We start from the raw sequence: 13329 nt of genomic DNA on the forward strand, positions 1-13329 counted from the left end.
CTCAGTCCGCCTTTGCGCCCGAGACTTTGACGATATTGGCCCACTTGGCTATGTCAGCGTTGAGGTATTGCTCAAATTCAGGCACGGACATGGACATGGGAACTGCGCCCTGTTTAGCCCAGGTGGCTTTCACCTCGGGGTTGTTGACAATTTTGCGTACTTCAGCGTTGAGTCTGTTCACGATGTCGGCCGGTGTGCCCTTGGGCGCCATGAAACCCAACCAAATGGTGGCTTCGTATTTGGGCACGGTTTCTGCGACTGTCGGCAGATCAAGCAAATTGGCAGATCGGGCCAAGCCTGTACCAGCCAGCGCACGCACCTTGGCGCCACGGGCAAATTCGGTCATGGTGGTTTCTGCATCAAACATCACATCCACTTGGCCGCCCACAATGTCGGTGCGCGCGCCCGAGCTGCCTTTGTAGGGCACATGTGTCATGTCAACACCTGCCATGTGTTTGAACAATTCACCCGCCATGTGGTAGGGCGTGCCGTTGCCAGACGAGGCGTAGTTGAGCTTGCCTGGCTTGGATTTGGCTAAGGCGACGAGTTCAGCCACGTTTTTGACGGGTACGGAAGGGTGTACCACCAACAACAAGTTGGAGTAATTGATGGGCGCGATGCCGACAAAGTCTTTCATCAAGCCAAACGGCTTGTTGGGAATTAAAGATTCATTCACGGTTTGCGTGTTTGACATCATCAGCAAGGTGTAGCCATCGGCAGGTGACTTGGCGGCAAAGTCGGTGCCGATGATGGAGCCCGCGCCAGGCTTGTTGTCGATCACAAAGGACTGCTTGAGCTCTTCGCTCAGGCGCTGGGCCATGAATCGGGCGTAATTGTCAGCAGGACCGCCAGTGGCAAATGGCACCACAATTTTGACGGGGCGGTTGGGGTAGCTTTGTGCATGTGCCAAGCCAGATGCCACGGTTGCGGTCAATGCCAAAATTTTCAGAATTTGTGTAAGAGCGGACATGTTTTGTCTCCAGTGATTGTGATGAGAGTTTTTGGGTTTTTAAAAATAGTCTAAATCGATTATTCGAGCGTGATGCCAGCTTCTTTGGCGACTTTGCCCCATTTGTCGAGTTCGGAAACCATCAGCTGTGACAGGGCTGCAGGGGTCGACAGGCTAACTTCAACGCCCGCTTCATACATGGCTTTTTGGGTTTCAGGTGAACTCATGATTTTGGCAATATCGCTGTTGAGACGGTTGACGATGCTGGCAGGCGTCCCTGCGGGTGCCAGCATGGCCAGCCAGATCGTGGCGTCATACCCTGGCACACCCGCTTCTTGCATGGTGGGCACATTGGGTAATTGGGGAATGCGCTTGGCACTGGTCACGGCCAATGCGTTGAGGCGACCATTGGGCACTTGCGCCAGTGCATTGGGAACGCCAGCAAAACTACTTTCCACCACGCCCGCAACCAAGTCGGTTGCTGCTGCGCTGCTGCTGCGGTAGGGCACGTGCTTGAGCTGTGTCTTGGTCATTGAAGCAAACAAACCGCCAATCAGGTGCTGGGCGCTGCCATTGCCTGATGAGGCGTAATGGATGTCATTGGGTTTTGACTTGGCTAAGGCAATGAACTCTTGGACGTTTTTGACGGGTACTTTGGGGTTGGTGAGAAGCACGTAAGGTGAATCGACCAATTTCGTCACGGGTGTGAACGCTTTGATGGGGTCGTAGGGGAGGGTCTTGTAGATCCAAGGACTGATGACATGTGTGGATGAAACAATCAACAGCGTGTGGCCGTCTGGTGCAGATTTGGCAACTTGATCGGAGCCAATCATCGAGCCAGCGCCTGGCTTGTTTTCAATGACCACCGGCTGCCCCAGGCTTTCACTCAGCTTCACGCCTAATATTCTTGCCACCACATCGGTGAAACCGCCAGGGCCAAAAGGCACAATGATTTTGACGGGTTTGGTGGGATAGTTTTGGCTCAGTGCGCCGCCACAAGACAAGGTCAACAAGGCGGCAGTGCAAACGGTGCTCAATAGCTTTTTCATAGATTAACCCTTGTAAGACGGTTCAGGTTGAGAAAAGAAGCTGTGCAGAATTTGGTAAACCATCAGGTAGTTTTTCTGCTGGAAGCTGGCATGTGAGATGCCTTGCATGATGCTGAATTGCTTGTTGGTGCAGGGAAGCAATTTATAGAAGTTCAACAGATCGTCAAGGCTGGCAATTCCGTCATACTCACCGCGCATGATCAGTGTGGCCGCCTTGATGTGAGCAGGGTCCACCAAAGGTAGTTTGGAACACATGTCCACATAAGTGCCTGTAGGCATGTTCGAATCGAGCGTGAGGATGGCATCGGCAAACGCGTCTTTGGTGGCTTCGTCCGCACACCCTGGATGATCGCGGTTGAAGATACTGTGCACAAATGCGCGGTCAATCGGACGGTTGTTTTTAGCGAGAAATTCTGGAAGTTTTTTGGCGCGTTCTGCCAGAGTCGGACTGCCTTCACCTGTCCAAACAAATGCATCCAATGCCAGTTTTGCAACGCGCTCGGGATGGCGCTGTGCAAACAAAGCAGCTTTGAGTGCGCCTGAAGAAATACCGTAGACGAGCAACTGCTCAAAACCGGTGGTTTTCAGTATGTATTCGCTTGCTGCTGCCAAGTCATCAGCACCGTTGTTGATATCGAAGTTGATGGGGCGATTTTTATCCGATCGACCATACCCTTCGTTGTCCATACACCACGTGTCATATCCACGCTCGGCAAACCAGTCCATCACAGAGGAGTGAGGTCTACCTGGCACATGTAAATCGAAAGTCGGTTGGGATGCCATCGATGAGCCATGCACAAATAAGATGGTGCCTGCTGATGGGACATTGGGGGATGCTGGTTTGTGCCACAAAAAGAGACGTATATCTCCTTTGTGAGTCCAGTGCTCTTGGCCACCAGACCATTGAACGTTTGTCATGTGATTTGTCTCCTGTGTGGTTTTGGGCATTTCTGCAGACCTCTCATGGGGTCCTTGAAGCCCTGCCGTACAAAACTGCACGACAGGGAAAAAATCAATGGGCTTACATAGGGGCTTTGAGGAAGTTCTCCAAAGCAAAGTGAAATTTGTTTCTAACCACGCCCATCATGGGGTTGTGCGCAATTCCCGACAACACCACAAATTGCTTGTCCTTCGTGGGTAAACGAGTGAAAAAATCTAGCAAATCGGGTTCTGCGGCGATGCCGTCGAACTCGCCGCGTATCACCAAGGTGGGGCAGGGAATGGCTTCTGGTTTCGCCAGAGGCAAGTTGGCACACATGTCCACGTAGGTGCCTGTGGGCACTTCGCTGACCAGGGGCAGTTCGGCAGCCGCAATGGCCTTTGGAACGCTGTCTTCGCTGGAGCCTGGCTTGTCTCGGTTGAACATGCCTTCATAAAAAGCCAAATCTACTTTGCGACGTGGGCTGGTGCTGTATTCGGGTAATTTTTTGCGACGCTGCTCAAGGGTAGGTGAGCCTGCACCGGTGTAGACAAGCGCCGAGAGGCCGAGACGAGCCACCGTCTGGGGATGCGCCTCAGTGTAGAGGCAGGCCCGCAGTGCTCCTGAAGAAGAGCCAAAGATGTTGATTTTTTCAACGCCCGTTTTTTGCAAGATGAAGGGAACGACCGCGGCCAGATCTTTGGCGCCTGTGCGCACATCGCTGTTGCCTCGGCCAGACCAACTGGAGCGGCCGTAACCTTCATGGTCGACGGTCCAAACGTCGTAACCACGCTCTGCAAAATAATCCATCACTGAATAGTCTTTGCCGCCTGGTACTTGCAGGTCATAGGTGTTGCGGCCTGAGACTGTTGAGCCATGAACCAACAACAACACGGGTTTAGTCAAATCTCCCTCAATTGGAGCGGTGGCGCGCTTCCTGTAGACATAAAGGCGAACATCTTCGCGTTCAACAAAATATTCTTCACTCCAAACCATGGTTTGCCTTTTTGAAAATATTAGAAATTAAAAACGATCCATCAATCACCCAGCACACAGCCATTGACGTCGTTTCATGTCTTGTCTCCTTGGGTGCTTCGCGGGTAGGTCAGGCAAATGCCTGTCTACTTTTTATCGTCTCAAACGAAGCGGTTTTCGATGCTGCCCACGCCGTCAATTTCAACGCGGATCACATCGCCTTTGGCAATGTAGCGGGGTGGATTTAGGCCCATCCCTACACCAGCGGGTGTGCCTGTGGCAATGATGTCGCCGGGGTAGAGCGTGATGCCGCGTGAGATGGTTTCGATCAGGGTGGGGATATCGAAAATCATGTTTTCGGTGGGACCGTCTTGGCGCAATTCGCCGTTGACCCAGCAACGCACGCGGGTGTTGCGGCCATCCACTTCGTCTGCTGTCACCAGCCAGGGGCCCATCGGGCAGAAGGTGTCAAACGACTTACCCATGTCCCATTGTTGGTGGCGCATTTGTACGTCGCGTGCAGTCACGTCGTTGACCACGGTGTAGCCAAACACATGGTGCATGGCATCGGCTTGGCTGATGTTCTTGCCGCCCTTGCCAATGACCACCGCCAACTCAGCTTCGTAGTCGATTTGCGCCGACACCGCAGCGCCAGGCAGGTGCACATCGGCCGTTGGGCCCACCACGCACTCGGGTACTTTGGTGAACACGATGGGCCAAGCTTGGGTGTCAGCGTTGCTGTCTTTGAACACCGAGGCTTGCAGCTCTTTGGCATGCGCATGGTAGTTGCGGCCTACGCACCACACATTGCGTCTGGGGATAGGCAACGGTGCTTCTAGGTGGACATGGCTGATGTCGTGCGGCGTGCCCGCCAGTTGTGGCAGGGCGTGTCCCGCCACGAGGGCATCAATGAGGTGCTGGGCGCCGTGGCGGGCTTGGTCTTCGGTCAGTGCAAAGGCCGTGACGTGTTGGCCATCGGCAGACACTTGGCCCACATGACGTTGACCGTTGAGCTTGAAAGTAGCGATGCGCAAAGTTTTCTCCTGAAATGAACCGTTGGTTTGTGTTGAACCAATTTCGCCATCATAGGCAGGGCGCACTTGGAGGCAAGACACCCAAGAGACAAGCGCCTAAATGCCCAGGGCTTCCCAAACCCGATAAGCCGCATAGGCATCGTTGGCAGCGTAGATCAGCTGCGATTCACTCAAGTGTGGGTTGGCCCAGTTGCTGGTCGCTGCTTTTTTAGACTTTTGAAAACGCTGCTGGAACAGCACCGCTACTGCGCCCTTGACGCCCATTTCTTTTCGATAGCCCTGCATTTTAAAAATGGTGTTGAGCTCCAAGATGCCTGCAGGTTCCACACCCAGTTTAAGGATGATGCGTTTTCGGTCATCACCCAAGCCAAAGCCAGCTTTGGCAATGCCTGGGCGAGCCAACAAGTCAGCAGCCACGGCTTTGCAACCCGGGTCGTGCAGTTGAAACACCCAGGCGCGTTGCCCAGTGGACAGCTGCAACACATGCGGCCCGTCCGACAGTTCGCCCACACGAAAGGTGGGCTTGGACTCGGTGTCAAAACCCCAAGCCGTTGAGGCGATCAAGGCATCGTGCGCCAGCTCGGCTTGCTGAGCCGTGTTGACGAGGGTTATGCGGTCGAGGCCCAATCGCTCAAAAGGCGGAAGCAGGGCGATGGCGTCTTTGTCGGGGGTTTCTAGGCGTTGTGTCATAGGTGGCTGATCTCAACGCTTTTTAGATTTGTGTGCGGTTTTCTTGTTTTTCTCAATCGCCTCCTTGCGCACTGCCCGTTCGGCATCTGCAACTTTTCCTTGCGCCAGCCAAGTGGCAAACTCATCTGGCGTCTCTAGCGTCACGCGACCCAGCGCAGCGGTGCGGAAATCATGGATCACGATGTGCGCGGCTTTGGTGGTGTTGATGCGCCCACCGCTTTGCACCGCGCCGCGCTTGCGGCCAATGGCTTCTAGCATTTCCTCATCGGTGTGGCTTGGCACCTTGTCGATGGTGTAGCGCTGGTGCAGCACCTCGGGGTAGTGGGCAATGAGGTAGTTGAGCAGCTCCAGCGCCACCGTTTCTTCGTCAAACGCGTTCACGCCAATCGCGCCGCTGGCGGCTAAGTTAAAGCCGCTTTGCTCAACGATGATGCGCGGCCACAGCACCCCAGGGGTGTCGTACAAATAAAAGTCATCAGCCAGTGCGATGCGTTGCTCGGTTTTGGTCACGCCGGCTTCGTCACCCGTCTTGGTCGCGCGTTTGCCTTTGAGGGTGTTGATGAGGGTGGACTTGCCCACGTTGGGAATGCCGCAAATCAACACGCGCATGGGCTTGGCCATTCCGCCGCGATTGGGTGCGAGTTGTTGGCAGGCCTCAATCAACGCTTTGGCGGGCGAGGTCATGCTGGTGTCTAGACCTATGGCACGCACGCCTGGCCTCGCGTTGTAGTGGGCCAGCCAGAGCGCGGTGCGCTCGGGATCTGCCAAGTCTTGTTTGCTCAGAATTTTGAGGGCGGGCTTGCCCTTGATGAGTTCCGCCAGCATGGGGTTGGCGCTGGAGCCGGGCAAGCGGGCGTCCAGCATTTCGATGACGACGTCGATCTCTTGGATGCGCTCCCCAATCGCCTTGCGCGTGAGGTGCATGTGTCCGGGGAACCATTGAATTGCCATAGCGTTGATTGTCGTTCACGCGGCGTCAATAGCCGCTTGCAATCGCACATGCACAGCATCGGCCAGATCAACGGGGAGTTGGTGCTTGGCCCTCAGGTAGTGCTCGGTGAACACCTCCAAGTAAGCCTTGAGTGCTGCGGCAGCTCGTGTGTCGTTGGCCAGGTCTAGGCACAGCGCACCCACTTCGGCGGTGCACAGGTGGTTTTTGCTTTGTGCACGGCGCAGTGTGTAGCGAGACAGTTGTTCGGCTTTCAGACTCAGCACGGGGAAGTTTTGTAAGTAGGGGCTTTTGCGAAACATCTTGCGCGCTTCGTCCCATGTGCCGTCAAGCAGGATGAACAAGGGGCGCTTGTTGGCTGGGTGCATCAGGTCATGCACCACCCGCTCGGCTTGGACAAATTCAGCTGGAAACACAACATAGGGTTGCCATTGTGGGTCCATCAAAAGTGTCAGCAGTTCGGGCGCGACTTCGGTGCGTGCCCAAGCAAAAGCATAGGTGTCGCTCACCACATCGGCAATCAGCCAACCGGTGTTGCTTGGCTTGAGCGGCTCGATGTCGGCCATGAGCAAACACATGCCTGCGCGCGCTTGCACATCGGGCCGCAAGGCGCAAATGCAATGCGTGGGCAACAGACGACAACCTGTGCAGCGCTGACCTTTGGGGCCGCCTCGAGCCAAAAAGGGTTTGACGCTGCGTTCTAGGCGGCTGGCACGTAAGCGCGAAACGGCGTGAGGCACAGCTTATTCAGCCACATTGCAGTCGCGGCGTAACAGCGACAGCGCATCGTGCAATGTGTAATCGTGGTCGCTCGTTAAGATGTCGATGGCATCGTCGATGAACGCATTCCACATCTCCACATAGCCTTCTTGGTGCTCGACGGGCGCGTTGGCACGGATGAACGCGGTGGCCAGTTCGGGTTGCATGCCTGACTTTCGGATTTTGCGAATCAAGCTGGTTGCTGATTTCTCCGTCAGCAGCGTTTTGCCTGTGCTTGCTGCGGCCATGCACAAAAACAGGGTGAGCAAAGAGCTGTCGTCGCTGTGTCCACCTGTGGCTTTGGTCCAAGCTGCAGAGGTTTGCCGGTCAAAGTGGTCGACCTCGGACAAGCCGTCTTCCACCCAAAAGTAGCGGCCGACAAAAGCAGGTGTTTGGTTGAACAGTTTTTGCGGTGTGAGCTTTGCGTCCAAAATTTTGGGCAAGTCGGCCTCTATGCTCAGCCGCACATGCGCCACCGCAGCTTTGAATTCAGCGGGCAGGTGCTTGGGTGCGGCCAATTGGATGTTGTGGGTGACGCTGGGTTTGCGCAGGGTGGCAATGATTTTTTGAAATGCCACCCAGTCTGGCATTTCTTTGTGTTGGGTGGCTGCGGCCAAAAGCGCGGTGCGAATCACGGCTTCTGCATCGCACCCAGCCTCTTCTAAATCATCGGCATGCAGCCCCATGTGATCTGCCATCCAAATGGCGGCGTCGATGACGTGCGCCACTTGTTGGCGCTTGGCCAGCTCGGCTTGGTAGTCGGCTAAATTGCACAGCGACCACTTGGCCAATTGCGCGAGGTGTTGGTCGCTAAAGCCGCCTTGCGCGTTCATGCCAAAGTGCGTGTTTTGCGGCATGACGATGAGGGCTTTGAGCATGTCAGATGCGGCCTTGGAGCGAGACATGAACGAGTGCTCACGCAGCTGCTCGGCGGCTATGCGCAAGTCACCACCGCTTTGAATTTGCAGCGTGAGGCTGACCAGGTTGACGATGCGGTCTTTGGCTTTTTCGAGCTCGGGGCGCAAAAACTCGCTGCCAAAGTAGCGCGCGATTTGCACCATGCCTTTGGGCGCATCGGTTTGGATGGCGTCTAGCTGGGCTTGGTCCAACACGCCGTGTTGCATGCCGAAGGCAATGGCCTTTTCAAAGAAAGGGCGGTCGTCAAAAACAGCAACAGATGACGTCATAGGGGCAGCGAACTTAGATGGCAGATTCTTCGTCCGAATTTCGGGCCGCAGGTGTCGCTTGGCCGCGGTCGGTGGCGCTGGTCTCGACCTTGCCGTCGTCTTCTTCCTCGTCGTCTTGCGACAAGCCGGCATCGTGGGCGCGTGCTTTGGCGCGCAACACCAGCAGCATTTCAATAAAGAGGTCAGGAATTTTATGACGCAAGATCCAGGCGAGTTGCATCCAGTCTTGGTCTGCCACTTCGTCTTCTTCTACCCTTGGTCTGACGTAGGCTGAGCCAAGCAGGGCGCTTTCAGACAAGATGACGCCATCGTCTTCGTGGGTGTCAAACGTGCCGGTGCGTGCAAAGGCTTCTATGCGGCTCCATTTTTCGCTGAAGTAATCAGCCAGCGCTTCAGCGCCGCCCTCTAAATCGCCCATGGCGGTGAGGAACTCAACCGTGTCTGCGTCTTCCCTAAAAATGATGGCGTTCATCATGCCGCGCAGGTGGGTGCGGGTGAGGTCTTTGTATTGTTTTTCAATCACCACAGCGCGCGCAAATTGCTCGGGGGTGACCAGCAAGTTGATGACCGATTCTTTGGACGTGTCGTATTCACGAATCACCGCCAAGATGTCTTTGGGGGGCAGTTGCTCTAGCACCACCATCAAGGCTTGATCGCCCTCGGCATCGGCTAGCTCGACCAAGGCTGCTTCTGCAGCCGTGATGTCGCCTGCGGCGATCAGACTTTGGGTTCTGGCGATCAGTGCCATGGCATGGGTTTTGTCGGTCATGGGGTTACCTGTTTATTCTTTGCTGTCAAAGCCTTGTTCGACCATCCATGCGTTGCCTGCTTCTTCGCGTTCGCGGGCTTCGCGTTCTTCGTCTTGTTCGGGCTGATCGCCGCGCTCGACGTTTTGCACATCTTCGTCTGCATCGGCGTCATGTGACGCTGCGCCAGACCTCAAAGGCGTGCCATGCATGTACTCGAGCGCAGCGGCAACGGTCATGAACCAAGCGCCTACGGGCTCAGCCAAGATTTGTTCCACCATGGGTTGCGCCCATGGGGCAATGCGCACGCCCTCCGACAAAGCATCCCAGCTGAGCAAATCATCTTCATCGCGGGTGATGATGTGCGCCATCAACTCGGGCTCATGAAACTCAAAGGCTTGGTGCAACACCACAGCCACCATCTCAGGGTTGAGGTCCATCATCTGCAACAAAAAGTCAAGCTCTTTGCGCTTTTCAGCCAAGCGCTTGTCGAGGATGTATTGCCCTTCTGAATCGGAGTTGAGGTCGTCCAACTCGGCTTGGTAGGCAGAGCGAAGCTCTTGAAAAAATGGGGAAATGCTCATGATGCTTTGTTCAAAACTTGCTGAAAGTAGGCTTGCCAAATTTCGCGTGCTGTCTGTGCGGGGTCGTCCAGCAAATGGCGGCGGCGGTTGTCGTCATAGGCTTTGCGTTTGTCGTTGTCTGACAAGATGTCGTAAGCCTCTTGCACTTCACGAAAGCGTTCGGCTGCGTCCTCTGCAGCGTTACGGTCGGGGTGGAGCTGAGAGGCTTTTTGGCGGAAGGCACGTTTGATGTCTGCCAGCGTGGCATCGCTTTTAAGCCCCAAGGCGGTGTAGTGTTCTGTCACAGGCAGCTCTGGTTAAAGCGATTGCTTGAGGCGAATTTCTTCTACCTTGACGGGCCCCATGGGCACGGTCTTGGCGCTAGACATCTCGCGCTTGAAACCCGCCAACTCGTGAAAGCGCATGGCGCGGTCGTTGGCAATCGGTACCCAGATGGACACATGGGTGCAGCCTTCTTCTTGCAAACCTTCGCGCGCCGCATCCCACAACGCCAAGCCCACGCCTTTGCCCCAGTAGGCGGCATCCACATAGATGTCCCAAATTTCGCCCAAGGTATTGGGTGTGCCTTTGTCGCGTGATCGGTCGTAACCCACAAAACCAAGGAGGGTGTTGCCCTCTACCGCGACTTGGACTTGGGGCTCGGCGTATTCAATGGCTTCGCGCCAGTAAACCGTGTTTTTTTCCTGTGGCACGGGCAGCACTTGGGTGCCGGTTTGCATGGTTTTGAAAGCTTCTTTGGCAGCGGCAGCGTACAGCTCGGCAATTTTTGCAGCGTCGCGCACGGTGGCGGGGCGAACTTCAACGTGTGTCAGGTCGGACATGGAGGGAGGGAATTTCGTGATCTATAAAGAGAGCTATTGTCCCAGCAAAACCGACCGCCGCTGGACTTAGGTAGAGTAGTGTCTTCGCTGCACGGCAGCCTCTTTTCATACCAACCCCACCCCATGCTCATTCTTGCCCCGATGGAGGGCTTGCTCGACTTTGTGCTGCGCGACGTGCTGACCCGCATTGGCGGGGTGGACCGTTGCGTGTCCGAATTCATCCGCGTGACCAACACCTTGCTGCCCGAGCGCACGTTTTTGCGCATCGTGCCCGAGTTGTTGAGCGGTGGGTTGACACCTGCAGGCGTGCCGGTTCGGCCTCAGTTATTGGGTTCTGACCCCCATTGTTTGGCGGACAACGCGGCGCGCGTGGCGGGCATGGGCTGTGACGGGGTGGACCTGAACTTTGGGTGTCCCGCCAAGCAAGTCAACCGCCATGGCGGTGGCTCGGTGTTGCTGCAAGACCCCGAGGTGCTGTACCAAATTGTGCGCACCGTGCGTGCCGCCGTGCCTGTCCACCAAGTGGTGTCCGCCAAGATGCGTCTGGGGTTTCACGACGACAGCACGGCGGAGGAATGCGCTTTGGCGCTGGAGGCGGGTGGTGCGAGTGAGATTGTGGTGCATGCTCGCACCAAGGCCGATGCCTACCGGCCACCTGCCTATTGGCACCGCATTGCCGACATCAAAGCCAAGGTCAAAACGCCGTTGGTGGCGAACGGAGAAATTTGGAATGTGCAAGACGCCATCCAAGCCCGTGCAGAGTCGGGCTGCTTTGATTTGATGTTGGGCCGCGGCATGGTGACCAACCCAGGTCTTGGCTGGGCCATCCAAGCGCATGATGCCCGTGCGCATGGTTTGCCAGCCCCTGCGCGGGACGTGCAGTGGCAAGACCTGCCGCTGCACCTGCAGACCTTTTGGCGCATCGTCACTGGCCACGTCAGCGAGCGCCACCAAGCGGGACGCTTGAAACAATGGCTTAATTTTTTACGCAAGTACTACCCCGAGGCCGAGGCTGCCTACTTGCATGTGCGCACCTTGACCCGCCCCCAAGACATTCACGCGTGGCTCGATGCCATCCAAGCCAACCCCGAACACGCCACCCAATCCACATGAACCACGGCCTCATCCCAGACAATTTGCAAGACGACACCCCCGACAGCGGCTGGGCGCAAGAACCCCGCCTGTGGCAAAACGAAACGTGGACGGCCAAAGTCATTAAAAACGACGATGACGACGGCTGGGCGGTCGCCATGTTCAAAGACGGCGAATCCGAAGCCGCGCTGATTGGTCCGTGGACCATGGGCCGTGACAAAAAGAACCCCAAACCGCTGGATGGCAATGCGTTCATCACCTTGGTCAAAACCGCCAGCGAGTTTGTGCGCCGCAGTGAGCAGCAGTTGCACGCCACGCTGCACCAGTCGGTCACAGTCAATGGCTCAACGGGCCGCGTCACCGTGTTGCTTGACATCGTGCCCGATGACGACAACCCTTACGCCACGCTGAGTGCGCAAGACGATGGTGGCAAGGTGTTGGCTCAGGTGCGGGTGGCCGCTGGCTTTCAGTTGAACCGCTCAACCGCTCAGGCTTGGGTGGATGCGGGGTGTTTGCATTGACGCTGGTAAACCCTTGGCAAGTTCGAGCGCAGCGGCTCAAAAGTCGCTTGGCTTGGTGTTAGATTGATGAGAAACCAACAGAGCTGAGGCGACAAGATGAAATCCCAAGTGAGAGTGGCTGTGGTGCAAGACAGCAGCGTGGCTTTTGACCCCGCTGCAACAACAGACAAAATCTGTCGGTTGATGGCAGATGCGGCTCGCCAGCGCGCTGAACTGGTGGTGTTTCCAGAAGCATTTTTGGGTACCTATCCCAAGGGCCTCACGTTCGATGCCCCGATTGGCCGCCGCCTGCCCGAGGGGCGTCAAGAGTACCTGCGTTACTTCAATGGGGCGGTTGATTTGGATGGACCAGAAATCAAGGCTGTTTGTGCAGCCGCGCATGAGCACCATGTCTTTGTGGTGTTGGGCATCATTGAACGCGGTGGCTCCACGCTTTATTGCACGGTTGTTTTCATCGATCCCAAGAAAGGGTTAGTGGGTAAACGCCGCAAGCTCATGCCCACAGGTTCTGAGCGCTTGGTGTGGGGCTTTGGCGATGGCTCAACCCTTGATGTGATGGACACAGATTTAGGCAAGATTGGTGCGGTCATTTGCTGGGAAAACTACATGCCCGCTTTGCGCATGAGCCAGTACGCCCAGGGTGTTGAGATTTATTGCGCCCCCACAGCAGATGACAGATTAACTTGGCTGGTCACGATGCAACACATTGCCATGGAAGGGCGCTGTTTTGTCTTGAGCGCGGGCCAATGCATGACCCGTGGTGAATATGGCACAGATTGGCGAGGCATCATTGGTGACAAGCCAACGGACACTGTGATGCGAGGCGCAAGTGTCATCGTCGGACCTTTAGGCGAGATTATTGCTGGCCCTGTGTATGACGAAAAAACCATATTGATGGCTGATCTTGATCGAGACACCTTGGTGAAGAGCAAACTAGATTTCGATCCAGTCGGACACTATGCGAGGCCAGACGTGTTTTCACTCCAGGTCGACCGTGAAGAAAAGCAGGCTGTGCGGCGATAGGATCATGACCCTTGCTTTAGGGCACCCCAGC

The 13329-nt window shown here is 55.9% G+C and carries 16 protein-coding genes; 3 read left to right on the forward strand and 13 right to left on the reverse strand.

Annotated elements, in window-relative coordinates; all coding sequences use genetic code 11:
• Window position 1: 1 nt before the first annotated feature.
• From V7Q41_RS03790 to V7Q41_RS03850, 13 genes are all read right to left on the reverse strand, one after another.
• The gene (locus V7Q41_RS03790) at window positions 2-970 is read right to left on the reverse strand and encodes a tripartite tricarboxylate transporter substrate binding protein (protein WP_333842988.1); all 969 of its coding nucleotides are present in this window, start codon (window positions 968-970) and stop codon (window positions 2-4) included.
• Between the two features lie 59 nt (window positions 971-1029).
• A complete protein-coding gene (locus V7Q41_RS03795) occupies window positions 1030-1998 on the reverse strand; it encodes a Bug family tripartite tricarboxylate transporter substrate binding protein (protein WP_333842990.1) in 969 nt (322 codons plus the stop codon).
• Window positions 1999-2001: 3 nt separating this feature from the next.
• Window positions 2002-2916 carry an alpha/beta hydrolase gene (locus V7Q41_RS03800; RefSeq protein WP_333842991.1) on the reverse strand — a complete coding sequence of 305 codons (915 nt, stop codon included), beginning with the start codon at window positions 2914-2916 and terminating at the stop codon, window positions 2002-2004.
• A 103-nt stretch (window positions 2917-3019) separates the two neighbouring features.
• Window positions 3020-3823, reverse strand: coding sequence for an alpha/beta hydrolase (locus tag V7Q41_RS03805; protein ID WP_333842994.1), 804 nt, complete (start codon window positions 3821-3823; stop codon window positions 3020-3022).
• 230 nt (window positions 3824-4053) lie between these two features.
• The gene (locus V7Q41_RS03810) at window positions 4054-4926 is read right to left on the reverse strand and encodes a fumarylacetoacetate hydrolase family protein (protein ID WP_333842997.1); all 873 of its coding nucleotides are present in this window, start codon (window positions 4924-4926) and stop codon (window positions 4054-4056) included.
• Between the two features lie 96 nt (window positions 4927-5022).
• Window positions 5023-5616 (reverse strand): 3'-5' exonuclease, encoded by a 594-nt coding sequence (locus tag V7Q41_RS03815; protein WP_333842999.1) that lies wholly within the window; start codon window positions 5614-5616, stop codon window positions 5023-5025.
• Window positions 5617-5628: 12 nt separating this feature from the next.
• On the reverse strand, window positions 5629-6567 hold the full coding sequence (gene ylqF / locus V7Q41_RS03820) for a ribosome biogenesis GTPase YlqF (protein WP_333843001.1): 939 nt from the start codon (window positions 6565-6567) through the stop codon (window positions 5629-5631).
• 15 nt (window positions 6568-6582) lie between these two features.
• Entirely contained in the window at window positions 6583-7305 is a 723-nt protein-coding gene (locus V7Q41_RS03825; protein ID WP_333843003.1) for a tRNA-uridine aminocarboxypropyltransferase, read from the reverse strand.
• 3 nt (window positions 7306-7308) lie between these two features.
• Complete coding sequence (locus V7Q41_RS03830; protein ID WP_333843005.1) at window positions 7309-8511, reverse strand: hypothetical protein; 1203 nt, start codon at window positions 8509-8511, stop codon at window positions 7309-7311.
• 13 nt (window positions 8512-8524) lie between these two features.
• The gene (locus tag V7Q41_RS03835) at window positions 8525-9280 is read right to left on the reverse strand and encodes a hypothetical protein (RefSeq protein WP_333843008.1); all 756 of its coding nucleotides are present in this window, start codon (window positions 9278-9280) and stop codon (window positions 8525-8527) included.
• A gap of 12 nt (window positions 9281-9292) precedes the next feature.
• Entirely contained in the window at window positions 9293-9841 is a 549-nt protein-coding gene (locus V7Q41_RS03840) for a hypothetical protein (protein ID WP_333843010.1), read from the reverse strand.
• The gene (locus tag V7Q41_RS03845) at window positions 9838-10125 is read right to left on the reverse strand and encodes a DnaJ domain-containing protein (RefSeq protein WP_333843012.1); all 288 of its coding nucleotides are present in this window, start codon (window positions 10123-10125) and stop codon (window positions 9838-9840) included. Before V7Q41_RS03845 ends, V7Q41_RS03840 begins: the two co-directional genes overlap by 4 nt.
• A 12-nt stretch (window positions 10126-10137) precedes the next feature.
• Window positions 10138-10653, reverse strand: coding sequence for a GNAT family N-acetyltransferase (locus tag V7Q41_RS03850; RefSeq protein WP_333843146.1), 516 nt, complete (start codon window positions 10651-10653; stop codon window positions 10138-10140).
• 132 nt (window positions 10654-10785) lie between these two features.
• Here V7Q41_RS03850 and V7Q41_RS03855 point away from each other — a divergent pair, with 132 nt between their 5' ends.
• From V7Q41_RS03855 to V7Q41_RS03865, 3 genes are all read left to right on the forward strand, one after another.
• Window positions 10786-11775 (forward strand): tRNA dihydrouridine synthase, encoded by a 990-nt coding sequence (locus V7Q41_RS03855; RefSeq protein WP_333843014.1) that lies wholly within the window; start codon window positions 10786-10788, stop codon window positions 11773-11775.
• Entirely contained in the window at window positions 11772-12275 is a 504-nt protein-coding gene (locus tag V7Q41_RS03860; protein WP_333843016.1) for a hypothetical protein, read from the forward strand. Before V7Q41_RS03855 ends, V7Q41_RS03860 begins: the two co-directional genes overlap by 4 nt.
• 96 nt (window positions 12276-12371) lie before the next feature.
• On the forward strand, window positions 12372-13298 hold the full coding sequence (locus tag V7Q41_RS03865; protein WP_333843017.1) for a carbon-nitrogen hydrolase family protein: 927 nt from the start codon (window positions 12372-12374) through the stop codon (window positions 13296-13298).
• Window positions 13299-13329: the final 31 nt, after the last annotated feature.

This window comes from Limnohabitans sp., assembly GCF_036804465.1.
Lineage (GTDB): Bacteria > Pseudomonadota > Gammaproteobacteria > Burkholderiales > Burkholderiaceae_C > Limnohabitans.

What these genes read in the sequence shown, in the direction of transcription:
- ylqF (WP_333843001.1), bottom strand. Translation starts at nt 6,567, where the DNA reads ATGGCAATTCAATGGTTCCCCGGACACATGCACCTCACGCGCAAGGCG.
- V7Q41_RS03855 (WP_333843014.1), top strand. Translation starts at nt 10,786, where the DNA reads ATGCTCATTCTTGCCCCGATGGAGGGCTTGCTCGACTTTGTGCTGCGC.
- V7Q41_RS03865 (WP_333843017.1), top strand. Translation starts at nt 12,372, where the DNA reads ATGAAATCCCAAGTGAGAGTGGCTGTGGTGCAAGACAGCAGCGTGGCT.
- V7Q41_RS03800 (WP_333842991.1), bottom strand. Translation starts at nt 2,916, where the DNA reads ATGACAAACGTTCAATGGTCTGGTGGCCAAGAGCACTGGACTCACAAA.
- V7Q41_RS03815 (WP_333842999.1), bottom strand. Translation starts at nt 5,616, where the DNA reads ATGACACAACGCCTAGAAACCCCCGACAAAGACGCCATCGCCCTGCTT.
- V7Q41_RS03790 (WP_333842988.1), bottom strand. Translation starts at nt 970, where the DNA reads ATGTCCGCTCTTACACAAATTCTGAAAATTTTGGCATTGACCGCAACC.
- V7Q41_RS03795 (WP_333842990.1), bottom strand. Translation starts at nt 1,998, where the DNA reads ATGAAAAAGCTATTGAGCACCGTTTGCACTGCCGCCTTGTTGACCTTG.
- V7Q41_RS03860 (WP_333843016.1), top strand. Translation starts at nt 11,772, where the DNA reads ATGAACCACGGCCTCATCCCAGACAATTTGCAAGACGACACCCCCGAC.
- V7Q41_RS03840 (WP_333843010.1), bottom strand. Translation starts at nt 9,841, where the DNA reads ATGAGCATTTCCCCATTTTTTCAAGAGCTTCGCTCTGCCTACCAAGCC.
- V7Q41_RS03835 (WP_333843008.1), bottom strand. Translation starts at nt 9,280, where the DNA reads ATGACCGACAAAACCCATGCCATGGCACTGATCGCCAGAACCCAAAGT.
- V7Q41_RS03830 (WP_333843005.1), bottom strand. Translation starts at nt 8,511, where the DNA reads ATGACGTCATCTGTTGCTGTTTTTGACGACCGCCCTTTCTTTGAAAAG.